Source organism: Micromonospora sp. AP08 (genome assembly GCF_008085935.1).
GTDB lineage: Bacteria > Actinomycetota > Actinomycetes > Mycobacteriales > Micromonosporaceae > Micromonospora > Micromonospora chersina.
On sequence record NZ_VSEZ01000004.1, the window covers coordinates 59,749 to 83,426 of the forward strand.

Here is a 23,678-nt window from a genome sequence, read left to right on the forward strand (position 1 = left end):
TCGCGCCGCGCTGTCCGGCGACGGGTGCGCCGCCGCTCGTGCTCCTGTCCCGGCCGCCACACGGTGGCCGGACCGTCCTGCCGCCACCGGACGCCGGTCGCCGGTGGCCTCCCGCCCGGCTCAGCCCGCCTTGACCGCCGCCTCGATCCCGGCCGCGATCCGGGCCACGTCCGCCTCGTCGGTGACGTACGGGGGCATGGTGTAGATCAGGTCCCGGAACGGGCGCAGCCAGACGCCCTGCCCGACGGCGGCGGCGGTCGCCCGCGGGATGTCCACCTCGTGGTCGAGCTGCACGACGCCGATCGCGCCCAGCACCCGCACGTCGGCCACGCCGGGGGCGCCGCGCAACGGCTCCAGGCCGGCCCGCAGCCCGTCGGCGATCCTCGCCACCCGCCCCGCCCAGTCCCCGGCGCGCAGCAGGCCCAGGGAGGCGTTGGCGACCGCGCAGGCGAGCGGGTTGCCCATGAAGGTCGGGCCGTGCGCCAGCACCCCGTCGGCGGAGATGGCCCGCGCCACCTCCGGGGTGCAGAGCGCCGCGGCCAGGGTGAGGTAGCCGCCCGTGAGCGCCTTGCCGACGCAGAGCACGTCGGGAGCGACCCCGGCGTGCTCGGCGGCGAACATGGTGCCCGTCCGGCCGAAGCCGGTGGCGATCTCGTCGAAGACCAGCAGGATGCCGTGCGCCCGCGTCACCTCGCGCAGCACCCGCAGGTAGTGCGGGTGGTGGAACCGCATCCCGCCGGCGCCCTGCACCACCGGCTCCACGATCACCGCGGCCAGCTCAGCCGCGTGCCGCTCCACCGCGTCCACCAGCGCCGCCTCGTACGCCGGGTCGGGCGCGGTGTCGAAACCGGCCGGCGGCACCGGGGCGAACACCTGCCGGGGCAGCACGTCGCCCCAGAGGTGGTGCATGCCGCCCTCGGGGTCGCAGACGCTCATGGGGTGGAACGTGTCGCCGTGGTAGCCGCCCCGCCAGGTGCCCAGCCGGCGGCGTTCCGGCCGCCCCACGGCCCGCTGGTACTGGAGGCACATCTTCACGGCCACCTCGACGCTGACCGACCCGGAGTCCGCCAGGAAGACGTGCTCCAGGCCGTCCGGGGCCAGCTCCACCAGGGTCCGGGCCAGGCGTACGGCGGGCTCGTGGGTGAGGCCGCCGAACATCACGTGGCTCATCCGGCCGAGCTGGTCGGTGACGGCGGCGTCCAGCACCGGGTGCCGGTAGCCGTGGATCGCCGCCCACCAGGACGACATCCCGTCGACCAGCTCCCGCCCGTCGGCCAACCGCAGCCGCACTCCCTGGGCGCTCTCCACGACGTACGGCGAACTGGCCGCCGGCAGCGCCGCGTACGGATGCCAGACATGCCGCCGATCAACGGCAAGGATCTCGTCAGGCGTCACGGTCTCCCCTCTCCCCTCCCTCCCCTCTCCCCCGCGATCTTGCAGTTCCGGCCCCCGCTGTGACCGGAATGACCGGTGTGCCGGGGCGATAACTGCAAGATCGCGTGGAGGTGGGGGTCAGCGTCCGGCGGTCGTTTCGGCGGCTGCCCGGACCAGGGCCGGGCCGCGGTAGATGAAGCCGGTGTAGAGCTGGATCAGGCTTGCGCCGGCGTCGAACATCCGGGCGGCGTCGTCCGGGTCGAGGATGCCGCCGACGCCGATCACCGGCAGCCGGCCGCCGGTCTCCCGGTGCACGAAGGCGACCACCTCCCGGGCGCGGGCGGCCAGCGGGCGGCCGGAGAGGCCCCCGGTCTCCGCGCCCCGCGCCCGGTCGGCCGGGGCGAGCCCGTCGCGGGCCAGCGTGGTGTTCGTGGCGATCACCCCGGCCGCGCCGCGGTCGAGGCAGACCTCCAGCAGCTCGGCGATCGCCGGCTCGGTGAGGTCGGGGGCGATCTTCACGAGCACCGGCTTCTCCCCCACCAGGGCCGAGAGCAGCGCGTCCAGGTGGGACCGGTCCTGAAGGGACCGCAGCCCCGGGGTGTTCGGCGAGGACACGTTGACCGCGAAGTAGTCCCCGTGCCCCTTCAGCGCGCGGTAGGAGGCCAGGTAGTCCTCGACGGCCTCGTCCAGCGGGGTCACCTTGGACTTGCCGAGCGAGATGCCCAGCGGCACGCCGATCGGGCGCGGCAGCGCCGCGAGCCGGGCCGCGAGGGCCTCCGCCCCGGCGTTGTTGAAGCCCATCCGGTTGACGACGGCCTCGCTGTCGCGCAGGCGGAACAGCCGGGGCCGGGGGTTGCCCGGCTGGGCGTGCGCGGTGACGGTGCCGACCTCGACGAAGCCGAAGCCCAGCGCCGGCCACGCCGGCAGCGCCACCCCGTTCTTGTCCATCCCGGCCGCCAGCCCCACCGGGTTCGGGAAGTCCACCCCGAACACCGTCCGCGGCGCAGCCCGGAAGTATCGCGCCCGCAGCGCCCTGAGCACGGCCGCCCGCCGGGACACGGAGGCCAGCCGCTCCAACGTCCACTCGTGCGCCGCCTCGGCGTCCCCACCGCCGATCCCGAACAACCGAGGCCGCACGACCTTCTCGAAGATCACGCCGCACCCACCCCCGCCGCGGTGATCATGAGGTTGCCGGCGATGTCGATCTCCTCGACTGCCACCAACCTCATGATCGACGGGGTCACGGCGGCCAGGGGCGTCACTCGCCGGCCCGGAGGGCGGCGTGGAGCTCCTGGAGGGGGCGGACGCGCATGTCGCCGCGGATCCTCGCCTCGATGCCCATCACCGCGGCGGCCGCGCCGGGCACCGTGGTGATGCAGGGGATGTCGGCCGTCACGGCGGCGCTGCGGATCTCGTAGCCGTCGGAGCGGGCGCTGGCGCCGGAGCCCTGCGGGGTGTTCACCACCAGGGCCACGTCGCCGCCGAGGATCAGCGAGACCGCGTCCTCGCCCTCACCCGACTCGTAGTGCTTGCGGATCTGCTCGCAGGCGATGCCGTGCCGGCGCAGCACCTCCGCCGTGCCGGTGGTGGCCACGATCTCGAAGCCCAGGTCGGCCAGGCGCTTGATCGGGAAGACCATGCCGCGCTTGTCCCGGTTGGCCACCGAGACGAAGATCTTCCCGGCGGTCGGCAGCGACCCGTACGCGGCGGACTGCGACTTGGCGAAGGCGTGCCCGAAGTTGGTGTCGATGCCCATCACCTCGCCGGTGGACTTCATCTCCGGGCCGAGCAGCACGTCGATGCCCTTGCCGGACGGGGTGCGGAACCGCTTGAACGGCAGCACCGCCTCCTTGACCGCGATCGGGGCGTCGGCGGGCATGGTGCCGCCGTCCCCGGTGGGCGGCAGCATCCCCTCGGCGCGCAGCTCGGCGATGGTGGCGCCGAGCGCGATCCGGGCCGCCGCCTTGGCCAGCGGCACGGCGGTGGCCTTGGAGACGAACGGCACCGTCCGGGAGGCGCGCGGGTTGGCCTCCAGCACGTACAGCATGTCGCCCTGGAGCGCGTACTGGACGTTGAGCAGGCCCTTCACCCCGACGCCGCGGGCGATCTCCTCGGTGTAGCGGCGGACCTGGGCCAGGTGCGAGCCGGCCAGGGTGATCGGCGGCAGGGCGCAGGACGAGTCGCCGGAGTGGATGCCGGCCTCCTCGATGTGCTCCATGACGCCGCCCAGGTAGACCGCGCCGTCGGCGTCGACCAGGGCGTCCACGTCGATCTCGATGGCGTCGTCGAGGAAGCGGTCCACCAGCACCGGGTGGTCCGGCGAGATGTCGGTGGCCCGGCCGATGTAGTCGCGCAGGGTGGCGTCGTCGTAGACGATCTCCATGCCCCGCCCGCCGAGCACGTACGAGGGGCGGACCAGCACCGGGTAGCCGATCTCGTCGGCGATCGCCTTGGCCTCGTCGTAGGAGGTGGCCATGCCGTGCGCCGGGGCGCGCAGCCCGGCCCGGGACAGCACCGCGCCGAACGCGCCCCGCTCCTCGGCCAGGTGGATCGACTCCGGGGAGGTGCCGACGATCGGCACGCCGGCGTCCTTGAGCCGCTTGGCCAGGCCGAGCGGGGTCTGCCCGCCGAGTTGCACGATCACCCCGACCACGCCGGGGCCGCCGGCCGCCTTGCCGGAGGAGTCCTCGGCGTGCCAGACCTCCAGCACGTCCTCGAAGGTGAGCGGCTCGAAGTAGAGCCGGTCGGCCGTGTCGTAGTCGGTGGAGACGGTCTCCGGGTTGCAGTTGACCATGACGGTCTCGTAGCCGACCTCCCGGAGCGCCATGACGGCGTGCACGCAGGAGTAGTCGAACTCGATGCCCTGCCCGATCCGGTTCGGCCCGGAGCCCAGGATGAGCACCTTGGGCCGGTCCGAGGGGCTGACCTCGGTCTCCTGGTCGTACGTCGAGTAGTGGTACGGCGTGGTCGCCTCGAACTCGGCCGCGCAGGTGTCCACCGTCTTGTAGACGGGCCGGATCCCGAGCCGCTGCCGCAGGGTGCGGACGCCGTCCTCGGCGGCCAGCTCGGGGCGGAGCGCGGCGAGCTGGCGGTCGGACAGGCCGGCCCGCTTGGCCCGGCGCAGCAGGTCGGCGTCGAGCACCGGGGCGTCGACGATCTCGGCCCGCAGCTCCACGAGGGCGGCGATCTGGTCCAGGAACCAGGGGTCCATCCCGCCGGACGCCTCGGCCACCTCGGCGATCGAGGCGCCCAGCCGCAGCGCCCGCTCCACCGTGTAGATCCGGCCGTCGTGCGGCATCCGCAGCGCGGCGAGGGTGTTCTCCTTGGTTGCCCCCCGCGGATCCGGCACACTCCAGAAGCCGGCAGATTTCGTTTCCATCGAGCGCATGGCCTTGTTCAGCGCCTCGGTGAAGTTGCGCCCCAGGCTCATGGCCTCGCCCACCGACTTCATGGTGGTGGTCAGCTCCGGGTCCGCGCCGGGGAACTTCTCGAACGCGAACCGGGGGATCTTCACCACCACGTAGTCCAGGGTCGGCTCGAACGCCGCCGGGGTCTTCAGGGTGATGTCGTTGGGGATCTCGTCGAGGGTGTAGCCGATGGCGAGCTTCGCGGCGATCTTGGCGATCGGGAAGCCGGTGGCCTTCGACGCGAGGGCCGAGGAGCGGGACACCCGCGGGTTCATCTCGATCACGACGATCCGGCCGTCGGCCGGGTTGACCGCGAACTGGATGTTGCAGCCGCCGGTGTCGACCCCGACCTCGCGGAGCACCGCGATGCCCAGGTCGCGCAGGCGCTGGTACTCCCGGTCGGTCAGCGTCATGGCCGGCGCCACGGTGACGCTGTCGCCGGTGTGCACGCCCATGGGGTCGACGTTCTCGATCGAGCACACCACCACCACGTTGTCGTGACGGTCGCGCATGAGTTCGAGCTCGTACTCCTTCCAGCCGAGCACGCTCTCCTCGATGAGCACCTCGTGCACGGGGCTGGCGGCCAGGCCGGCGCCGGCGATCCGCTCCAGGTCCTCGTCTGTGTGCGCCATGCCGGAGCCGAGGCCGCCCATGGTGAACGACGGCCGGATCACCACGGGCAGGCCCAGTTCGCCGACGGTGTCGCGGACCTCGTCCATCGAGTGGCAGACCCGGGAGCGGGGCACCAGCGACGACGGGTCGTCCAGCCCGAGGCGTACGCCGGCCTTGGCCACGATGTCCTTGAACAGCTGCCGGTCCTCGCCCCGGTTGATGGCGTCGATGTTGGCGCCGATCAGCTCGACGCCGTACTTCTCCAGGACGCCGGCCTCGTGCAGGGCGACCGCGGTGTTCAGCGCGGTCTGCCCGCCGAGGGTGGGCAGCAGCGCGTCGGGGCGTTCCTTGGCGATGACCAGCTCGACGAACTCCGGGGTGATCGGCTCGACGTAGGTGGCGTCGGCGAACTCCGGGTCGGTCATGATCGTCGCCGGGTTGGAGTTGACCAGGCTGACCCGGATCCCCTCGCTGCGCAGCACCCGACAGGCCTGGGTGCCGGAGTAGTCGAACTCGCAGGCCTGGCCGATGACGATCGGCCCGGAGCCGATCACCAGGACGTGCTTGAGGTCGGTCCGCTTAGGCATCCTTGCGCCCCTCACTCTGCTTCCGGTCGAGGCCGCGGCCCTCGATCAGCTCGGCGAAACGGTCGAAGAGGTAGTCCGCGTCGTGCGGGCCGGCCGCCGCCTCCGGGTGGTACTGGACGGTGAAGGCGGGCACGTCCTTGGCCCGCAGCCCCTCGACCACGTTGTCATTGAGGCAGACATGGGACACCTGGACGCCGCCGAACTCGGTGTCGATCACCTGGTCGGGGACGACCGCGCCGTGCGCCGCGCCCGGCACCTCGACCGCGAAGCCGTGGTTGTGGCTGGTCACCTCGACCTTGCCGGTGGCCCGGTCGAGCACCGGCTGGTTGATGCCGCGGTGGCCGTACCCCAGCTTGTAGGTGCCGAAGCCCAGCGCCCGGCCGAGGATCTGGCTGCCGAAGCAGATGCCGAACAATGGGATCCGCCGGCTGAGCACCTCCCGCGCCAGCGCGACCGGCCCGTCGGCGGTGGCCGGGTCGCCCGGCCCCGGCGAGAAGAAGACCGCGTCCGCGCCGGTGGCCAGCAGATCCTCGATCGAGGAGCCGGCGGGCAGCACGTGGGTGGTGACGCCGCGGGCGGCGAGCCGGCGCGGCACGTTGCGCTTGATGCCCAGGTCCAGGGCCGCGACGGTGAAGCGGTGCTCGCCGACCGCCTCGACGACGTACGGCTTCTCGGTGGTCACCTCCGCGGACAGGTCCGCGCCGACCATCTGCGGCGCGTGGCGGACCCGGTCGAGCAGGGCGGCCGGGTCGTCGTCGACGCTGGAGATGCCGACCCGCATGGCGCCCCGCTCGCGCAGGTGCCGGGTGAGCGCCCGGGTGTCGACACCGCTGATGCCGACCACGCCCTCGGCGGCGAGCCGGTCCTCCAGGCCGCCGGTGGCCCGCCAGTTGGAGCCGATCCGGGCCGGGTCGCGCACCACGTAGCCGGCCACCCAGATCCGGCCGGACTCGTCGTCCTCGCCGTTGACGCCGGTGTTGCCGATGTGCGGCGCGGTCTGCACCACCACCTGCCGGTGGTAGGAGGGGTCGGTGAGGGTCTCCTGGTAGCCGGTCATGCCGGTGTTGAAGACCGCCTCACCGAAGGTCTCCCCGACGCTGCCGTACGCCTCGCCGTGGAACGTGCGCCCGTCCTCCAGGACGAGGATCGCGCTTCTGCGCTTCGCCATTTACTTGACAGCCTTTCCGTCCAGGACCGTCGGCTCGCCGCGCAGGAAGGTCGCCACGATGCGACCCGGCAGCGTCATGCGGGCGTACGGGGTGTTGCGACTGCGACTGGCCAGTTCCGCCGGCTCGATCACGCGGCGGGCGGCCGGGTCGACCAGGGTCAGGTTGGCCGGCACGCCGGGGGCCGGGTCGAGGCCGTGGGAGTCCAGCCCGGCGATCCGGGCCGGTGCGCGGGACATCCGCTCGGCGATCAGGTCCCACTGGGGCCCGAGCACGTCGAGCGCGATGGAGAGCGCCGTCTCCAGGCCGAGCATGCCCGGCCGGGCGTACGCCCACTCGCACTCCTTGTCCTCCACGGCGTGCGGCGCGTGGTCGGTGGCCACGATGTCGATCACGCCCTCGGCCAGGGCGGCCCGCAGCGCGGCCACGTCGGCCGCGGTGCGCAGCGGCGGGTTGACCTTGTAGACCGGGTCGTACGTGGTCGCCTTCTCGTCGGTCAGCAGCAGGTGGTGCGGGGTCACCTCGGCGGTGACCTTCACCCCCCGCGCCTTGGCGTGGCGCAGCACCTCGACGCTGCCGGCCGTGGAGACGTGGCAGATGTGCAGCCGGCTGCCGACGTGCTCGGCCAGCAGCACGTCGCGGGCGATGATCGCCTCCTCGGCGACCGCCGGCCAGCCGGTCAGCCCGAGCCGGGTGGAGACCTCGCCCTCGTGCATCTGCGCGCCCTCGGTGAGCCGGGGCTCCTCGGCGTGCTGGGCGATGACCCCGTCGAACGCCTTGACGTACTCCAGCGCCCGCCGCATCAGCTTCGGGTCGGCGACGCAGTGCCCGTCGTCGGAGAAGATCCGCACCCGGGCCGCGGAGTCGGCCATGGCGCCCAGCTCGGCCAGGCGCTCGCCGGCCAGGCCGACCGTCACCGCGCCGATGGGCTGCACGTCGACCAGGCCGGCCTCCCGACCGAGCCGCCAGACCTGCTCGACCACGCCGGCCGTGTCGGCCACCGGCGAGGTGTTCGCCATGGCGCAGACCGCTGTGTAGCCGCCGAGCGCCGCCGCCCGGGAACCGGACTCGACGGTCTCGGCGTCCTCCCGGCCCGGCTCGCGCAGGTGGGTGTGCAGGTCGACGAGGCCGGGCAGGGCCACCAGGCCGGTGGCGTCGAGCACCGTGGCGTCCGGCGCGGTCAGCCCGGCGCCGGTCTCGGCCACGACGCCGTCGCGGATCAGCAGGTCGGTCGGCGCGCCGCCGACCACACTCACGTTCCGGATGAGGTACGCGGTCACCGGTTGTTCCCTCCGAGCAGCAGGTAGAGGACGGCCATCCGCACGGAGACCCCGTTGGCGACCTGTTCGACGATGGTGGAGCGGGGCGAGTCGGCCACCTCGGGCGTGATCTCCATCCCCCGGTTCATGGGGCCGGGGTGCATGACGATCGCGTGCTCGGGCAGCCGGCGCATCCGCGGGCCGTCCAGCCCGTAGCGGCGGGCGTACTCGCGGGCCGAGGGGAAGTAGGAGTCGTTCATCCGCTCCCGCTGCACCCGCAGCATCATCACCACGTCCACACCGGGAAGAACGGTGTCGAGGTCGTAGGAGACATCGGTGCCGGGGGCGAGCGCGGGTGAGATGTCGACCGGGATGAGGGTCGGCGGGCCGACCAGGGTGACCTTCGCGCCGAGGGTGGACAGCAGCAGCACGTTGGAGCGGGCCACCCGGGAGTGCAGCACGTCGCCGACGATCGCCACGTGCAGGCCGTCCAGGCGGCCCAGCCGGGAGCGCATCGTGTACGCGTCGAGCAGCGCCTGGGTGGGGTGCTCGTGGGTGCCGTCGCCGGCGTTGACCACCGAGCCGTCGACCCAGTTGGCCAGCCGGTGCGGGGCCCCGGAGGCGGGGTGCCGGACGACCACCGCGTCGGCTCCCATGGCCTGGAGGGTGAGCGCGGTGTCCTTCAGGCTCTCCCCCTTGGCCACGCTGGAGCCCTTGGCGGAGAAGTTGATCACGTCGGCGCTCAGCCGCTTGGCGGCCGCCTCGAACGAGATCCGGGTGCGGGTGGAGTCCTCGTAGAAGAGGTTCACCACGGTGCGGCCGCGCAGCGCGGGCAGCTTCTTGACCTCACGCCCGGCCACGGTGGCCATCTCGGCCGCGGTGTCCAGGATCTGGATGGCGGTGGCCGCGTCCAGGTCGGCCCCGGAGAGCAGGTGACGGATCATGAGGTGCCTCCGTGCAGCCGGACCTCGTCGGCACCGTCGGTCTCGGCCAGGGTGACCTTGACGTTCTCGGCGAGCGCCGTGGGGATGTTCTTGCCGACGTAGTCGGCGCGGATCGGCAGCTGGCGGTGCCCCCGGTCGACCAGGACGGCGAGCTGCACCGAGGCCGGGCGGCCGACGTCGGACAGCGCGTCGAGGGCGGCCCGCACGGTGCGGCCGGAGAAGAGCACGTCGTCGACCAGGATGACCCGCCGGCCGTCGATCCCGCCCGGGGGCAGGTCGGTGGGGCCGACCGCGCGGGTGGCGTTCCGGCGCAGGTCGTCGCGGTAGAGGGTGATGTCGAGCACGCCGACCGGGACGGTGACGTCCTCGAAGGTGCTGATCCGGGCGGCGAGGCGCCGAGCGAGCGGGACGCCGCGGGTGGGGATGCCGAGCAGCACGGTGTCGGCGGCGCCCTGGGTCTTCTCCAGGATCTGGTGGGCGATGCGGTCGACCACTCGCGACACGTCGGCGGCGGCGAGGATCACCTTCACCGAGGGTTGTCGCGGCGGCGACGGGTGGGCAGCCGGTGGGTAGGCCACGGCGGACCTCCTTCCCCGCCTCACGGGACGGGTCGTTAAAGGACGTCTGGTAGACCGGGCGGGCCGCGGAGGGCCCGGACCGGGGCTTCACGCCACGTTACCAGCGGTCACCGGGTGGACCGCCGCCGGTCCTGACCAGCGGGTCAGCGTGGAGAAATGCGGACAAGCCGTACGCCCTCCCCAACTGGGGTCGTCACCAACACTTGACCCGGTGTCCCAATCCCCGTACCGTCACGCTCCGTAGCGATAGCTGGGAGAACCCCGAGCAGCACTGGGAGTGTCCGAATGCCCTCTGAATACGCCAAGTCGCTGGGCGCCCGCCTGCGCTCCATCCGCCAGCAGCAGGGCCTGTCCCTGCAGGGGGTGGAGGAGAAGTCGAACGGGCGGTGGAAGGCCGTGGTGGTCGGCTCGTACGAGCGCGGCGACCGGGCCGTCACCGTGTCCCGCCTGGCGGAGCTGGCCGACTTCTACCGCGTTCCCGTCTCGGAGCTGCTGCCCGACGGCAGCGGGGTGCGCCACGAGCCCACCAGCAAGATCGTTCTGGACCTGGAGCGGCTCTACGACGAGGCCTCCGAGGACCTCGCCTACGTCGCCCGGTACGCCCGCGCCATCCAGCAGCAGCGCGGCGACTACAACGGCCGGGTGCTCTCCATCCGCGCCGACGACCTGCGCGCCCTCGCGATCGTCTACGACGCCTCGCCGTCGGGCCTGATCGAGCGGCTCACCGAGCACGGTGTGCTGGTCGCCGACCCGCGGGCGTTCTTCGCGTCCTGACCCGCCCGACACGAAGGGCCCGCGCCGTTCGGCGCGGGCCCTTCGTCGTGTGCGGGGTGGTTCAGCGGGTGGCGTACTCGGCGATGCGGCCGAGGATGCCGTTGAGGAAGCGCGGCGAGTCGTCGGTCGACATCTGCCGGGCCAGCTCGACGGCCTCGCTGATCGCCACCGCGTCGTCGATCTCGTCGACGTAGAGCAGCTCGTAGACCGCGATGCGGGCCAGGTTGCGGTCGACCACCGGCATCCGGTCCAGCGTCCACCCCTCGGCGTAGCTGGCGATCACCTCGTCGATCCGGTCCAGGTGCGCCGCGACGCCCTCGACCAGGCCCACCGCGTAGCCCACGTGCTCCGGGCGGGGCTTCTCGATCCGCTCCAGGTAGCCGGCGAGCACCTCCACGGGCGGCCGGTCCCGCAGGTCGGCCTCGAAGAGCACGTCCAGCGCCCGCTTGCGCGCCTTGCGGCGCGCCGGCATCTGCTGCTTGGGACCCTCGGCCATCAGGCTCGGCCGAGGTAACGGCCGTCGCGGGTGTCGACCTTGATCTTCTCGCCGGTGGTGATGAAGAGCGGCACCTGGACGGTCGCGCCGGTCTCGACGGTGGCCGGCTTGTTGCCGCCGGTCGACCGGTCGCCCTGCAGGCCCGGCTCGGTGTAGGTGATCTCCAGCACGACCGAGGTCGGCAGCTCGATGTAGAGCGGCACGCCCTCGTGGGTGGCGACGGTGGCCTCGGCCTCCGGGAGGAGGTAGTTGGCCGCCTCGCCGACGGTGCCGCCGGGGACGGTGATCTGGTCGAACGTCTCCAGGTCCATGAAGACGTAGTCCTCGCCGTCGGCGTAGAGGTACTGCATGGTGCGCTTGTCGACGGTCGCGGTCTCGACCTTGGTGCCCGCGTTGAAGGTCTTGTCGACCACCTTGCCGGACAGCACGTTCTTCAGCGTGGTACGCACGAACGCACCGCCCTTACCGGGCTTGACGTGCTGGAACTCGACGACGGCCCACAGCTCGCCGTCGAGGTTGAGTACCAGGCCGTTCTTGAGGTCGTTGGTGGTGGCCATTTCCTGCCTTGATCATCAATTGGCGGACAGACCTGTGAAGTCTACTAGCTGTGTCGAACCGGGTCCGCCGCGCTGAGCGCCGGCCACCGCCCACCGGCCCGATCCACCCGCCCCGGACGTGCCGAAGGTCACCGAACGCGGCCGGCCAGGTGGTGCAGGGCCAGCCGGTAGCCGTCCACGCCCAGCCCGCAGATCACCCCGGTGGCCACCGCCGAGACCACCGAGTGGTGTCGGAACTCCTCGCGGGCGTGGATGTTGGAGATGTGCACCTCGACCAGCGGGCCGCGGAGCATGGCGCAGGCGTCCCGGACCGCGATCGAGTAGTGCGACCAGGCGGCCGGGTTGAGCACCACGGCCGCGCCCTCGTCGGCCGCCGCGTGCAGCCAGCCCAGCAGCTCGTGCTCGGCGTCGGTCTGCCGGACCACCACGTCCAGCCCCAGCTCGCCCCCGGTCTTCTCGCACATCGTGACCAGGTCGGCGTAGCTGGTCACCCCGTAGACGTCGACCTGGCGGGTGCCGAGCCGGCCCAGGTTCGGCCCGTTGAGCACGTACACCCTCATGAGCTGATCTCCTCGTACGCCCGCGCCAGCAGCTCGTCCGGCGGCGCCTCCAGGATCGCCGGCCGGGCCAGGCCGTCCAGCACCACGAAGCGCAGCCGGCTGCCCCGGGCCTTCTTGTCCACCCGCATGGCGGCCAGCAGCTCGGGCCAGGCGTCGGCCCGGTAGCCGGTGGGCAGGCCGAGCGCCGCCACCACGGCCCGGTGCCGCTGCGCGGTGGCCGCGTCCAGCCGCCCGGCGAGCCGGGCCAGGGTGGCCGCGTAGACCAGGCCCACCGCGACGGCGTGCCCGTGCCGCCAGCGGTAGCCCTCCACCTTCTCGATGGCGTGTGCCAACGTGTGCCCGTAGTTGAGCACCTCGCGCACCCCGGATTCCCGGAGGTCGCCCGAGACGACGTCGGCCTTGACCCGGACCGCCCGCTCGATCAGCTCGCGGGTCACCGGCCCGGTCGGGTCCAGCGCAGCGGCCGGGTCCCGCTCCACCAGGTCGAGGATCACCGGGTCGGCGATGAACCCGCACTTGACCACCTCGGCCATCCCGGCGGCCAGGTCGGCCCGCGGCAGGCTGTCCAGCGTCGCCAGGTCGCAGATCACCCCGGCCGGCGGGTGGAAGGCGCCCACCAGGTTCTTGCCGGCCGCCGTGTTGATCCCGGTCTTGCCGCCCACGGCGGCGTCGACCATGCCCAGCAGGGACGTCGCCACCGGCACCCAGCGCACCCCGCGCAGCCAGCTGGCCGCGACGAACCCGGCCAGGTCGGTGACGGCGCCGCCGCCCACCCCGACCACCGCGTCGGTGCGGGTGAACCCGGCCTCGCCGAGCCGGTCCCAGCAGGCCGCCGCCACGTCGACGTGCTTGCCCGCCTCGGCGTCCGGCACCTCGATGAGCAGGGGTGCCACCCCGGCCGCGCGCACCCGCCCGGCCAGCTCCTCGGCCAGCCCCTTGAGCGGGGGCGCGTGCAGGAAGGCCACCCGGTCGGCGCCGGGCAGCAGCCGGGGCGGCGGGTCGAGCAGGTCGCGTCCCACCAGCACGTCGTACGGCCGGTCGCCGCCGACCGGGATCCGGGTCACCTCGTCCATCGCCGGCAGCCTAGTCGAGCGGACGGTACCGGGGCGGCGAGTGTCCACTCCGTGGCCGGCACGGCGTCACCGACGGTTGACGGGACGGGTGCGGGCGGTAACGGTGGGACGAAACCCCCAACGGCGGAGGTGCGGGCATGAACCGACCAACCATCGACGGCGCGGACATCCGGGTGCCGGCCACGATCCTCGGAGTGGGGCTCGGCGGCTTCGCCGACGGCATCCTGCTCCACCAGCTGCTCCAGTGGCACCACATGCTGAGCAGCACCGACAGCGACCGGGTCGGGATCAAGCCGTACCCGGTCGACACCGTGCCCGGGTTGCAGATGAACACCGTCTGGGACGGGCTGTTCCACACGGTCACCTGGGTCGCGGTGCTGACCGGCCTCGCGCTGCTCTACGCCCGCGTCACCCGGTCCCGGGGCCGGCTGTGGCGCTCTCCCGCGCTGTGGGGCGGGGCGCTCGTCGGCTGGGGCCTGTTCAACCTGGTCGAGGGGATCGTCGACCACCAGATCCTCGGCATCCATCACGTGCACGGCGGCCCGCACCAGCTCTGGTGGGACCTGGGCTTCCTCGCCCTCGGCGCGGTCCTCGTCGCGCTCGGCTGGGCGGTGCGGCGGCGAGCCGTCGTCGTCGACCTCTGCGCCCCGCAGCGGTGAGCCTCACCCACGCCGGGCACCCGGCCGGCGGTTTCCCGGCCGCCGCGCTCGTACCCCTGGCGCTGTTCTGGGCCTATCTGGCGGCGGCGCTGCGGCAGCGGGACCCGGGCCGGCCCGGGTGGGACCACCGGCGGACGGCGAGCTTCGGGCTCGGCGCGGCGCTGCTCGCCGCCGGGCTGCTGCTGCCCGTGGCCGACCTGCCCCGGCACATGGCGCAGCACCTGCTGCTGGGCATGCTGGCGCCGCTCGCCCTGGTGCTCGGCGCCCCCGGCACGCTGGCGCTGCGCACGGTGGACCGGCGGGTCGGGCGGGCGGCGCTGCGGCTGCTGCGGCACCCGGTCCCACGGGTGCTCGCCCACCCGGTGACCGGGCTGGTGCTCACGGCGGGCGGGCTCTGGCTGCTGTACCTGACCCCGCTGTACCGGGCCACCCTGGCGAGTCCGGCGCTGCACGGGCTGGTGCTGCTGCACTTCGTGCTCAGCGGCTACCTCTTCACCTGGTCGGTTGCCGGCCCGGATCCCGGACCGCACCGCCCCCGGGTACCGGTCCGCCTCGTGGTGCTCGGTGCGGGGGTGGTGGCGCACGCCGTGCTCGCCCAGCTGCTCTACGCCGGCGTGCTGGTGGACGTGCCGGCGACCGGCGACGAGCTGCGGGCCGGCGCCACGGTGATGTACTACGGCGGCGACCTGGCGGAGATCCTGCTCGCCCTCGCCCTGCTCGTCACCTGGCGGCCGGAGCGGGCGGCGCCCCGGCCCGCGGCGGTCAGGGCTTGAGCAGGGCGGCGACCTCGGTGGCGATCTCCTCGGGGTCACGCCCGTCGGTGCGCACGGTCGCGGTGGCCACCTCGGCGTAGAGCGGGCGGCGCTGCTCCATGAGGTGCTTGAGCGTGGCGCGCGGGTTCAGCGCCAGCAGCGGGCGGCCGGAGCCCAGCCCGACCCGCTTCACCGCGTCGGGCAGCTCCACCGACAGGTGCACCACGGTGTGCCCGATCAGCGCGGCGCGGTTCTCCTCGGCGAGGACCGCGCCGCCGCCGAGGGCCAGCACCCCCGGGTGCGAGGCCAGCCCCGCCGCCACCGCGGCGCGTTCGAGGGTACGGAAGTGCTCCTCCCCCTCGTCCACGAAGATCTCCGGGATCGGCTTGCCGGCGAGCTGCTCGATGTCGGTGTCGGTGTCCCGGAACTCGACGCCGAGCGCCGCGGCGAGCGCCCGTCCCACCGTGGTCTTGCCGGAGCCGGGCGCCCCCACCAGCACGCAGACCGGCCGGGTGCTCATTTGATCACCAGCGCGTCAAGGTAGCCGGAGAGGTTGCGGCGCATCTCGGCGACCGAGTCGCCGCCGAACTTCTCCACGGCCGCCTCGGCCAGCACGAGCGCCACCATGGCCTCGGCCACCACGGCGGCGGCCGGCACCGCGCACACGTCGGAGCGCTGGTTGATCGCGGTGGCCGGCTCGCCGGTGACCACGTCGACCGTGGACAGGGCCCGGTTCAGCGAGGAGATCGGCTTCATGGCCGCCTTCACCCGCAGCGGCTCGCCGGTGGTGATGCCGCCCTCCAGGCCGCCGGCCCGGTCGGTCACCCGCCGCACCCCGGTGGCCGTGGGCAGGATCTCGTCGTGCGCCTCCGAGCCGCGGGAGCGTGCCTGCGACCAGCCGTCGCCGATCTCCACGCCCTTGATGGCCTGGATCGACATCAGCGCGGTGGCCAACCGGGCGTCGAGCTTGCGGTCCCACTGCACGTGGCTGCCCAGGCCCGGCGGCACCCCGTACGCCAGCACCTCGACCACGCCGCCGAGCGTGTCGGCGGCCTTCTTGGCGGCGTCGACCTCGGCGACCATCCGGGCGCTGGCCTCCGGGTCGAGGCAGCGCAGCGGGTCGGCGTCGATCCGGGCGGCGTCCTCCGGCGTGGGGCGTAGGCCGGGCTTGGCGGCGACCGGGCCCAGCTCCACCACGTGGGAGACGATCTCGATGCCGAGGGCCTGCCTGACCAGGGCCTTGGCGACCGCGCCCACGGCGACGCGGGCGGCGGTCTCCCGGGCGCTGGCCCGCTCCAGGATCGGCCGGGCGTCGGTGTGGCCGTACTTCTGCATGCCGGCTAGGTCCGCGTGGCCGGGGCGGGGGCGGGTGAGCGGGGCGTTGCGGGCCTGCCCGGCCAGCTCGTCGGCGTCGACCGGGTCGGCGGCCATCACGGTGCGCCACTTCGGCCACTCCGAGTTGCCCACCCGGACGGCCACCGGGCTGCCGATCGTCACGCCGTGCCGGAGCCCGCCGATGACCTCGACCTCGTCCTGCTCGAAGGACATCCGGGCGCCCCGGCCGTAGCCGAGCCGGCGCCGGGCCAGCTCGCCGGAGATCTCCGTGGTGGTCACCTCGACGCCGGCGGGCACACCCTCCAGCAGCGCGACGAGGGCGGGTCCGTGCGATTCACCTGCAGTCAGCCAGCGCAACACAGCGGTCAGTCTGTCACGGCCGGTGTCCGCCGCGTCGCCCTGCCCGCCGCGTCCCGCCCTACGGACGCGCCCGTCCGGTCGGCGGCCGCGGCGCGGCCCGCTGATCTCGTGGTCAGGCCGCGGCGCGGGCCTCCGCCAGCGCGGCGCGCATCGCCTCGCGGGGCGCGGCGACGCCCGTGAAGTGCTCGAACTGGCCGACCGCCTGGGCCAGCAGCAGGTCCAGCCCGGAGACCACCCGGCAGCCCGCGGCGAGCGCCGCCGCGGCGAGCGGGGTGGGCCACGGGTCGTAGACCACGTCGAAGAAGACCGTCGCCGGCCGCCAGTCGAAGTTCTCGGCGAGCGGGTCGGCCACGCCCTTCGGCACCGTCGAGACCACGAGGTCGGCCCGGGCGTGCGCCGGGTCGCCGTCCCAGGGCGCACCGACGAGCGGAACACCGACCGCCTCGGCCATCGGGCACAGCTCCTGCACGGCCTCCGGCCGGCGGGCCACCACGGTCACCTCGGCCGCGCCGATCCGGGCCGCCGCCGCGACGGCCGCCCGGGCGGTGCCGCCCGCGCCGAGCACGGTCACCGTGGCGCCCGACGCGCAGCCGGCGGCCGTGAGCACGTCGACCATGCCGGCGACGTCGGTGTTGTCGGCGTACCAGGTGCCGTCGGGCCGGCGTACCAGCGTGTTGGCGGCGCCCACCGCGGCGGCGACCGGCGAGACCTCGTCGGCCAGCGCGAGCGCCGCCTCCTTGCCCGGCATGGTGACCGACAGGCCGGCCCACTCCGGGCCGAGGCCCGCGACCAGGCCGGCCAGCTCGTCGGCCGCGCACTCGATCCGGGTGTACGACCACCCGGTCAGCCCGGCCGCCGCGTACCCGGCGTTGTGGATCACCGGGGAGAGCGAGTGGGCGATCGGCCGGCCGACGACGGCGGCCTTCATCAGGTGCAGTTCTCCCCGGTGAGCACCTTGTTGTCGCACATCTGCCTCTGCAGCTTCCGGAAGTCGGCGTCGTTCGAGCCGTAGCCCATGGTGCCCTTCTGGTCGACCGTCATGAAGAAGATCCAGTCGCCGGGCGGGGGCTCCAGGGCGCCCTTGAGCGCCGCCTGGCCCGGGTTGCTGATCGGGGTGATCGGCAGGCCGGCCACGTTGTGCGTGTTGTACGGGTTCTTCAGGTCGTTGATCTCGCTCTGCAGCAGGTCGTCGGAGTCCTTCGGGTCCTTACCCTGGAGCCGGAAGTAGTAGTTGATCCCGCTGTCGATGCCGAGGCACTTGCAGCCGATCTTGCCGGCGTAGACCCGGTTGTAGATCACCCGGGAGACCTTGGGCAGGTCGACCGCGTTGACTGACTCGGCCTCGGCGATCGAGGCGGTGATCAGCGCCTCGTACGGGGAGATCTTGCGCTCCTTCTGCGCCCGGTCGACGAAGTTGAGGTCCTGGGTGACGCGCATGAACTCGTCCACCATCATCGACAGGATCTGCTCGGCGGTGGCCTTCGGCGGGATCTCGTAGGTCGACGGGTAGAGGAAGCCCTCGATGCTCTTCGGGCCCTTCTTGCCGTCCTCCCGGTTGAACCAGAAGGCCGGCACGCCCAGCTTGACCGGATCCTTCGCGGCGTCCTGGAACTCCTTGACCGGGATCTTCGTCTGCTTCGAGAGGATCTGGTAGATGTTCAGGCTGATCGTGCCCTCGGGGATGGTCACCCCGTTGACCACCCGGCTCTTCGGGTCGAGCATCAGCGTGATCACGTCCGCGGCCTTCATCTGCTTGCGGACCTTGTACCGGCCGACCTGGATGTTCTTGCTGCGCGAGTTCGCGTCGGCGGCCTCGATGAACGCCTTGGTGCTCTTCACCACACCGGCGTCGTAGAGGGTGTTGCCGATGTCGGTGAGGGTGTCGCCGGCCTTCACCTCGACCAGCGCCTCGCCCGTGCCCGGGCCGTCGTAGTCCGGGGTGACGAAGTGGTTGCGGATCCGGTCGAAGCCGACGTACGCGCCGCCGCCGATGCCGCCCAGCAGCACGAGCGCCATCAGCAGGGCGAAGATGGTCTTGCCCCGGCCGCCACCCGACTTGCCGTTGCGCTTGCGCACGGCACCGCGCCGGTGCCGGCCCTTCTCCCCCCTCTCCGCGTCGTCGAAGCCCAGGTCAAGATCGTCGATCATTGCGTCCGCCTCCGCTGCGCGTCCAGCCAGCTCTGCAGAATCTCCACCGCGGCGGCCTGGTCGACCACCGCTCGTTGGCGCTTTCCCCGGACGCCCCGTTCGGCCAGCCTACGACTCGCGACCACGGTCGACATCCTCTCGTCCGTCAGCGTCACCGGAATCGGCCCCATTACATCGGCCAATCGGTCAGCGTAGGCCAAGACGTTCGCCGCGGCCGGGCCGTGCTTGCCGGCGAGGTTGACCGGCAGGCCGACCACGATCTCGACCGCCTCGTGCTCGGCGGCGAGCCGCACCAGCTCGGCGATGTCGGTGGGCACCGCGTCCGGCGCGGCCGTCAGGTCGCGGGCGAGGGTGACCAGCGGGGTGGCCAGGATGCCGTGCGGGTCCGAGCGGGCCACCCCGACACGGACCTGGCCGACGTCGACCCCGAGCCGGACACCACGGGACAGTTCAGCCATCTACCGGACACCTCTCCCCCGGTACGGGCCAGGGCGGACCGAACGGTCCGCCCTGGCGTCGATCGGTGCCACACATCAGGCGTCGGCGATCGCCTTCTCCACGGTGGCCAGCAGGTTCGGCGCCTCCGCGGCGGGCAGGCCACCGCCCTGGGCGAGGTCGTCGCTGCCACCGCCCCGGCCGGAGAAGGCCGCCTTCACCAGGTCCTTCGCGGTCAGGCCCCGACCCCGGGCGGCCTGGTTCACGGCCACCACCAGGGACGCCTTGCCGTTGGCCCGGGCGGCCACCGCCACCACGGCCGGACGGGCCGGGTCGATCCGGCCCCGGATCTCCTGGGCCAGGGTCCGCACGTCGTTGCCGGCCGCGCCCTCGGGCGCCTCGGTGCCGACGTACGCGACCCCGCGGACGTCCTTCGCCTGCGCGGCGAGGGCCGCGGCCCCGCCGAGCACGAGCTGCGCGCGCAGCTTCTCCAGCTCCTTCTCCGCGTCGCGGAGCTGCGTGACGGTCTGCTCCACCCGGTCGGCGACCTGGTCGCCCGGCACCCGGAACAGCTCGGCGAGCCGGGAGACCAGCAGGTGCTCGCGGGCCAGGAAACCGAAGGCGTCCATGCCCACCAGTGCCTCGATCCGGCGCACGCCGGAGCCGACCGACGCCTCGGAGAGGATCTTGACGAGGCCGAGCTGGGCCGAGCGGGCCACGTGCGTGCCGCCGCACAGCTCCCGGGCGTAGTCGCCGACCTCGACGACCCGGACCCGCTCGCCGTACTTCTCGCCGAACAGCGCCATGGCGCCGATCCGGCGCGCCTCCTCCTGCGTGGTGATGAAGGCGTGCACCTCCAGGTCGGCCAGGAGCACCTCGTTGACCTGCTGCTCCACGTCGTGCAGCACGCTCGGCGCCACACCGGTCGGGGTGTTGAAGTCGAACCGCAGCCGGCCCGGCGCGTTCAGCGAACCCGCCTGGGTGGCCGACTCGCCGAGGAAGTTGCGCATGGTCTGGTGCACCAGGTGGGTCGCGGTGTGCGAGCGGGAGATCGCCCGCCGGCGCGACACGTCGATCTCGGCGTAGCCGGTCTCGCCCGCGCGCACCTCACCGCGGAGCACCTTGGCCCGGTGCACGATCAACCCCGGCACCGGCTGCTGCACGTCGAAGACCTCGAGCTGGCCGCCGCCGACGGTGATGAGGCCCTGGTCGGGCTGCTGGCCGCCGCCCTCGGCGTAGAACGGGGTGGTGTCGAGCACCAGCTCGATCGTGTCGCCCTCGACCGCCGCGGCCACCTCGGCGCCGCCGGCCAGCAGCGCCCGCACCCGGGACTCCCGGTTCAGCTCGGTGTAGCCGGTGAACTCCACCGCCCCGCCGCCGTCCAGCACCGACCGGTACGCCGACACGTCGGTGTGCCCGGTCTTGCGCGCCTGCGCGTCGGCCTTCGCCCGGCTGCGCTGGTCGGCCATCAGCCGGCGGAAGCCCTCCGCGTCGACCTGGAGGCCCTGCTCGGCGGCGATCTCCAGCGTCAGGTCGATGGGGAAGCCGTACGTGTCGTGCAGCTGGAACGCCTTGTCGCCGGAGATCGACGCCTTGCCGGCCGACTTGGTCTCCGCGATGGCGGTGTCCAGGATCGTGGTGCCGGCCCGCAGCGTGGCGAGGAAGGCCTCCTCCTCGGCGTACGCGTACTGGGAGATCCGGCCGAAGTCCTCGGCCAGCTCCGGGTACGACGGGGCCATGCAGTCCCGGGCCACCGGCAGCAACTCGGGCAGCGCCCGGTCCTGGTAGCCGAGGAGGCGGACCGCGCGGATGGCCCGGCGCATGATCCGGCGCAGCACGTAGCCGCGGCCCTCGTTGGACGGGGTCACCCCGTCACCGATGAGCATGAGCGCGGTGCGCACGTGGTCGGCGATCACCCGCAGCCGCACGTCGTCCGGGTGCGACTCGCTGGCCACGTGGCCGGAGTGCGCGCCGTAGCGCTTGCCGGTCAGCTCGGCGGCCTTGGCGAGGATCGGCCGGACCTCGTCGATCTCGTAGAGGTTGTCGACGCCCTGGAGGATGGAGGCCATCCGCTCCAGGCCCATGCCGGTGTCGATGTTCTTCGCCGGCAGCTCGCCGAGGATCGGGTAGTCCTCCTTGCCGGTGCCGGGCCCCCGCTCGAACTGCATGAAGACGAGGTTCCAGAACTCCATGTAGCGGTCCTCGTCGACCGCCGGGCCGCCCTCACGGCCGTACTCGGGGCCGCGGTCGTAGAACAGCTCGGAGCACGGGCCGCACGGGCCGGGAATGCCCATCGACCAGAAGTTGTCGGCCTTGCCCCGGCGGACGATCCGCTCGGCGGGCACGCCGACCGAACGCCAGATCTGGAACGCCTCGTCGTCGTCCAGGAAGACCGTCGGCCAGATCCGCTCCGGGTCCAGCCCGAAGCCGCCCGCCTCGACCGGCTTGGTCACCAGGTCCCAGGCCAGCGGGATGGCGCCGTCCTTGAAGTAGTCGCCGAAGGAGAAGTTGCCGTTCATCTGGAAGAACGTGCCGTGCCGGCTGGTCTTGCCGACCTCGTCGATGTCCGGCGTCCGGATGCACTTCTGCACGCTGACCGCGCGCCGGTACGGCGGGGTCTGCTGGCCCAGGAAGTAGGGGACGAACTGCACCATGCCGGCGTTGACGAACAGCAGGTTCGGGTCGTTGATGGCGGGCAGCGGAGCGGACGGCACCACGGCGTGGCCGTTGGCCTCGAAGTGGGCGAGGTACCGCCGCTTGATCTCCGCCGTCTTCATCGCTGGTGCTCCTCCGGGAAAATCTCTCGGTCGCCGATACGCGGGTCCTCCCGCAGCTCGGCGAACTGGTCGTCGTACGCCTCGCCGCGGGCGAAGGCCTCGTGGATCTCCTGCTCGCGCTCGGCCATCCCGGCCCGGACGTCGTCCACGAAGCTCCGGACCGACTCGACGAGACCGCCGGCGGACTCGGACAGCCCGCTGGCGATGCCCGCCGGCGTGTACGCCTGCGCCGTCCTGGTGGCCTTACGGACCACCAGGACGCCCACGGCCAGCCCGATGCCCAGCCAGAACAACCGCCTCATGCTCTCATCCTCCCGCTGTTCGCCGGCCGGGTCAGCCGTTGCCGCGCCTGGCGGCCCGGCGCTGCTGCTTGATGGTGTCGCGCACCTCGCGCTCGGTCTCCGCGTGCCGGCGGGCGGCGGCGGCCTTGCGCACGCCGTAGCCGAAGGCGGCGACCTTGACCAGCGGGTTCGCGGCGGCGGCGGAGACCACGGCGGCCAGGTTCGCCACGTTGGCGGTGACGTTCTGCGCGTGGGTGGTCATGGTGTCCACCTTGGCGAGTTGCAGGTTGACCCCGTCCAGGGAGGTCTGCACCTGCTCCAGGGCGGTGTTGACGTTCTTCACCGTGGTGTTCACGTCACCGAGCAGCGGCGCCGTGCGGTCGTTCAGGTCGGCGATCATGCGGGTCGTCGCGTCCACGGTGTGCCGCAGCCGCAGGATCGGCACCGCCAGCACGAGCACCAGCATCAGGAACGCGCCGGCCGCGATCAGCGCAGCGATCTCTCCACCACTCACGCCCATGTCCTCCTCAAGCAGTGTCCCGGGGCCCGACGCCCCGGGACGCGCGACCGTACCTACCCGGTCCGCCGCACGCCGACCCGTGACCGGTCAACGGGGCGGACGGGCCCCGCCAGCCCCAGACCCTACCGTCCGTGATGGAAACCGGCTCACGACGGTGAGGGTGTCGCCTCGCCGAGCGGATCGTCGGTGAGGGTCGGGTACGGGTCCTCACCGGTGAGTGACGGATCGGTGCTCGGCTGTGGTCCGGTGCGCTCGTCGTCGATCGCGTTGCGCACCTTCACCGACACCAACGAGCCGGCACACTCCCCCGCTGCGGGCGCGGGCGCCGGAGACGGCGGGGCCTCGCCGGCCGCCGGAGCCGGCACGCAGGTGGGCTCGCGGACCCAGAGGTCGAGGGTGAGTTCGTCCCGGCGCCAGCAGGTGTAGCTCCCCTTCACCTGCTGCTCCGGGCAGCGGTTCACCTTCCAGCGCTCCCAGCCGTCGCGGGCCAGCGCCGCCTCGTAGACCTGGGCGGTCTCCTTCCACGCCTTCTGCGACTCGACGGTGCGTTCGCGCAGCCGGCACTCCTCGAAACACCACCGGCTGCCGCTCACGTTGTCCACCGTCTTCGCCGCCGCCCAGGACGGCACGCCCAGCGCGTCGAGGGTGTCGAAGACCGGGTCGTGGCTCAGCGTGCGCAGCCCGAAGAAGAGCGGCACGGCACCGAGCAGCACCACGCTGACCAGGGCGAGGATGCCCATCCGCAGCCGCCGCCGCTCGCGCATCTGCCGGCGCAGCTCCGAGCGGGCGCCCCGCAGGCCGCCCGCCGCGTCGTCGGCCTCCCCCGGCCCGGCCGCGCCCGGCCGCAGCGCCGGCCCGGCGCCGTCGCCCGGTCCCGGCCGCGCCCCCACCGGCTCGCCCGCGGGTACGACAGCTGCGGCCCGCGCCACCGCCGGCTCCCCGGGCGGTACGACCGCCGCGGCCCGCGCCACCGCCGGCGCGCCGGGTCCCGGCGGTACGCCCGGACCCCCCGGCCCGGGTCGGG

23 protein-coding genes are annotated in these 23,678 nt (G+C 73.1%); 3 read left to right on the forward strand and 20 right to left on the reverse strand.

The features are described from left to right. Positions 1–120: 120 nt before the first annotated feature. From FXF50_RS08725 to pyrR, 7 genes are all read right to left on the reverse strand, one after another. Positions 121–1,395, reverse strand: coding sequence for an adenosylmethionine--8-amino-7-oxononanoate transaminase (locus FXF50_RS08725; protein WP_148426718.1), 1,275 nt, complete (start codon positions 1,393–1,395; stop codon positions 121–123). A 117-nt stretch (positions 1,396–1,512) separates the two neighbouring features. After that, positions 1,513–2,529, reverse strand: coding sequence for a quinone-dependent dihydroorotate dehydrogenase (locus FXF50_RS08730; protein WP_148426719.1), 1,017 nt, complete (start codon positions 2,527–2,529; stop codon positions 1,513–1,515). Between the two features lie 103 nt (positions 2,530–2,632). Next, a complete protein-coding gene (gene carB / locus FXF50_RS08735; protein ID WP_148426720.1) occupies positions 2,633–5,980 on the reverse strand; it encodes a carbamoyl-phosphate synthase large subunit in 3,348 nt (1,115 codons plus the stop codon). Further along, complete coding sequence (gene carA, locus FXF50_RS08740) at positions 5,973–7,148, reverse strand: glutamine-hydrolyzing carbamoyl-phosphate synthase small subunit (RefSeq protein ID WP_148426721.1); 1,176 nt, start codon at positions 7,146–7,148, stop codon at positions 5,973–5,975. The genes carB and carA overlap by 8 nt, the downstream gene beginning before the upstream one ends. Beyond that, positions 7,149–8,426 carry a dihydroorotase gene (locus FXF50_RS08745; protein ID WP_148426722.1) on the reverse strand — a complete coding sequence of 426 codons (1,278 nt, stop codon included), beginning with the start codon at positions 8,424–8,426 and terminating at the stop codon, positions 7,149–7,151. Beyond that, a complete protein-coding gene (locus FXF50_RS08750; protein ID WP_107076304.1) occupies positions 8,423–9,349 on the reverse strand; it encodes an aspartate carbamoyltransferase catalytic subunit in 927 nt (308 codons plus the stop codon). The genes FXF50_RS08745 and FXF50_RS08750 overlap by 4 nt, the downstream gene beginning before the upstream one ends. Continuing rightward, positions 9,346–9,927: a bifunctional pyr operon transcriptional regulator/uracil phosphoribosyltransferase PyrR gene (pyrR, locus tag FXF50_RS08755; protein ID WP_148426723.1), complete on the reverse strand. Its 582-nt coding sequence runs from the start codon at positions 9,925–9,927 to the stop codon at positions 9,346–9,348. Before pyrR ends, FXF50_RS08750 begins: the two co-directional genes overlap by 4 nt. Positions 9,928–10,212: 285 nt before the next feature. Here pyrR and FXF50_RS08760 point away from each other — a divergent pair, with 285 nt between their 5' ends. Next, positions 10,213–10,701: a transcriptional regulator gene (locus FXF50_RS08760; protein WP_013285505.1), complete on the forward strand. Its 489-nt coding sequence runs from the start codon at positions 10,213–10,215 to the stop codon at positions 10,699–10,701. Positions 10,702–10,762: 61 nt separating this feature from the next. Here the strand turns inward: FXF50_RS08760 and nusB are convergent, their stop codons facing one another. The 4 genes from nusB to aroB form a co-directional block, all read right to left on the reverse strand. Next, complete coding sequence (gene nusB, locus FXF50_RS08765) at positions 10,763–11,173, reverse strand: transcription antitermination factor NusB (protein WP_187399601.1); 411 nt, start codon at positions 11,171–11,173, stop codon at positions 10,763–10,765. Between the two features lie 23 nt (positions 11,174–11,196). Then, positions 11,197–11,754, reverse strand: a complete 558-nt coding sequence (gene efp / locus FXF50_RS08770) for an elongation factor P (protein ID WP_007075814.1) — start codon at positions 11,752–11,754, stop codon at positions 11,197–11,199. A 128-nt stretch (positions 11,755–11,882) separates the two neighbouring features. Beyond that, positions 11,883–12,314, reverse strand: a complete 432-nt coding sequence (aroQ, locus tag FXF50_RS08775; RefSeq protein ID WP_148426725.1) for a type II 3-dehydroquinate dehydratase — start codon at positions 12,312–12,314, stop codon at positions 11,883–11,885. Continuing rightward, positions 12,311–13,387, reverse strand: a complete 1,077-nt coding sequence (gene aroB / locus FXF50_RS08780; RefSeq protein WP_148426726.1) for a 3-dehydroquinate synthase — start codon at positions 13,385–13,387, stop codon at positions 12,311–12,313. Before aroB ends, aroQ begins: the two co-directional genes overlap by 4 nt. A 137-nt stretch (positions 13,388–13,524) precedes the next feature. On the opposite strand from aroB, the gene FXF50_RS08785 reads away from it, so the two are divergent. Both FXF50_RS08785 and FXF50_RS08790 read left to right on the forward strand, forming a co-directional pair. Continuing rightward, the gene (locus tag FXF50_RS08785) at positions 13,525–14,046 is read left to right on the forward strand and encodes a DUF2243 domain-containing protein (protein WP_148426727.1); all 522 of its coding nucleotides are present in this window, start codon (positions 13,525–13,527) and stop codon (positions 14,044–14,046) included. Then, positions 14,043–14,819 carry a cytochrome c oxidase assembly protein gene (locus FXF50_RS08790; RefSeq protein ID WP_148426728.1) on the forward strand — a complete coding sequence of 259 codons (777 nt, stop codon included), beginning with the start codon at positions 14,043–14,045 and terminating at the stop codon, positions 14,817–14,819. The genes FXF50_RS08785 and FXF50_RS08790 overlap by 4 nt, the downstream gene beginning before the upstream one ends. Here the strand turns inward: FXF50_RS08790 and FXF50_RS08795 are convergent. From FXF50_RS08795 to FXF50_RS08835, 9 genes are all read right to left on the reverse strand, one after another. Next, entirely contained in the window at positions 14,809–15,318 is a 510-nt protein-coding gene (locus FXF50_RS08795) for a shikimate kinase (RefSeq protein WP_148426729.1), read from the reverse strand. The two genes, FXF50_RS08790 and FXF50_RS08795, sit on opposite strands and share 11 nt — an antisense overlap. Beyond that, positions 15,315–16,493, reverse strand: a complete 1,179-nt coding sequence (gene aroC, locus FXF50_RS08800; protein ID WP_148426730.1) for a chorismate synthase — start codon at positions 16,491–16,493, stop codon at positions 15,315–15,317. Before aroC ends, FXF50_RS08795 begins: the two co-directional genes overlap by 4 nt. 112 nt (positions 16,494–16,605) lie before the next feature. Continuing rightward, positions 16,606–17,421, reverse strand: a complete 816-nt coding sequence (locus FXF50_RS08805; RefSeq protein WP_148426731.1) for a shikimate dehydrogenase — start codon at positions 17,419–17,421, stop codon at positions 16,606–16,608. Further along, a complete protein-coding gene (mltG, locus tag FXF50_RS08810; RefSeq protein ID WP_148426732.1) occupies positions 17,421–18,641 on the reverse strand; it encodes an endolytic transglycosylase MltG in 1,221 nt (406 codons plus the stop codon). The genes FXF50_RS08805 and mltG overlap by 1 nt, the downstream gene beginning before the upstream one ends. After that, positions 18,638–19,099 (reverse strand): Holliday junction resolvase RuvX, encoded by a 462-nt coding sequence (ruvX, locus tag FXF50_RS08815; protein ID WP_148426733.1) that lies wholly within the window; start codon positions 19,097–19,099, stop codon positions 18,638–18,640. The genes mltG and ruvX overlap by 4 nt, the downstream gene beginning before the upstream one ends. 75 nt (positions 19,100–19,174) lie before the next feature. After that, positions 19,175–21,853: an alanine--tRNA ligase gene (alaS, locus tag FXF50_RS08820; RefSeq protein WP_148426734.1), complete on the reverse strand. Its 2,679-nt coding sequence runs from the start codon at positions 21,851–21,853 to the stop codon at positions 19,175–19,177. After that, positions 21,850–22,155 (reverse strand): DUF6167 family protein, encoded by a 306-nt coding sequence (locus FXF50_RS08825; protein WP_148426735.1) that lies wholly within the window; start codon positions 22,153–22,155, stop codon positions 21,850–21,852. Before FXF50_RS08825 ends, alaS begins: the two co-directional genes overlap by 4 nt. Positions 22,156–22,186: 31 nt before the next feature. Beyond that, positions 22,187–22,648 carry a DUF948 domain-containing protein gene (locus FXF50_RS08830; protein WP_148426736.1) on the reverse strand — a complete coding sequence of 154 codons (462 nt, stop codon included), beginning with the start codon at positions 22,646–22,648 and terminating at the stop codon, positions 22,187–22,189. A gap of 152 nt (positions 22,649–22,800) precedes the next feature. Beyond that, on the reverse strand, positions 22,801–23,418 hold the full coding sequence (locus FXF50_RS08835; protein WP_148426967.1) for a hypothetical protein: 618 nt from the start codon (positions 23,416–23,418) through the stop codon (positions 22,801–22,803). Positions 23,419–23,678 lie beyond the last annotated feature (260 nt).

Coding starts and splice junctions, on each gene's coding strand:
- ruvX (WP_148426733.1), bottom strand. CDS start 19,099: ATGGCTGAACTGTCCCGTGGTGTCCGGCTCGGGGTCGACGTCGGCCAG.
- FXF50_RS08835 (WP_148426967.1), bottom strand. CDS start 23,418: ATGCGCGAGCGGCGGCGGCTGCGGATGGGCATCCTCGCCCTGGTCAGC.
- aroB (WP_148426726.1), bottom strand. CDS start 13,387: ATGGACGAGGTGACCCGGATCCCGGTCGGCGGCGACCGGCCGTACGAC.
- FXF50_RS08805 (WP_148426731.1), bottom strand. CDS start 17,421: ATGAAGGCCGCCGTCGTCGGCCGGCCGATCGCCCACTCGCTCTCCCCG.
- FXF50_RS08750 (WP_107076304.1), bottom strand. CDS start 9,349: ATGATCCGTCACCTGCTCTCCGGGGCCGACCTGGACGCGGCCACCGCC.
- aroQ (WP_148426725.1), bottom strand. CDS start 12,314: ATGAGGGTGTACGTGCTCAACGGGCCGAACCTGGGCCGGCTCGGCACC.
- efp (WP_007075814.1), bottom strand. CDS start 11,754: ATGGCCACCACCAACGACCTCAAGAACGGCCTGGTACTCAACCTCGAC.
- alaS (WP_148426734.1), bottom strand. CDS start 21,853: ATGAAGACGGCGGAGATCAAGCGGCGGTACCTCGCCCACTTCGAGGCC.
- nusB (WP_187399601.1), bottom strand. CDS start 11,173: ATGCCGGCGCGCCGCAAGGCGCGCAAGCGGGCGCTGGACGTGCTCTTC.
- FXF50_RS08785 (WP_148426727.1), top strand. CDS start 13,525: ATGAACCGACCAACCATCGACGGCGCGGACATCCGGGTGCCGGCCACG.
- mltG (WP_148426732.1), bottom strand. CDS start 18,641: ATGATCGACGATCTTGACCTGGGCTTCGACGACGCGGAGAGGGGGGAG.
- FXF50_RS08795 (WP_148426729.1), bottom strand. CDS start 15,318: ATGAGCACCCGGCCGGTCTGCGTGCTGGTGGGGGCGCCCGGCTCCGGC.
- FXF50_RS08760 (WP_013285505.1), top strand. CDS start 10,213: ATGCCCTCTGAATACGCCAAGTCGCTGGGCGCCCGCCTGCGCTCCATC.
- FXF50_RS08825 (WP_148426735.1), bottom strand. CDS start 22,155: ATGAGGCGGTTGTTCTGGCTGGGCATCGGGCTGGCCGTGGGCGTCCTG.
- carB (WP_148426720.1), bottom strand. CDS start 5,980: ATGCCTAAGCGGACCGACCTCAAGCACGTCCTGGTGATCGGCTCCGGG.
- carA (WP_148426721.1), bottom strand. CDS start 7,148: ATGGCGAAGCGCAGAAGCGCGATCCTCGTCCTGGAGGACGGGCGCACG.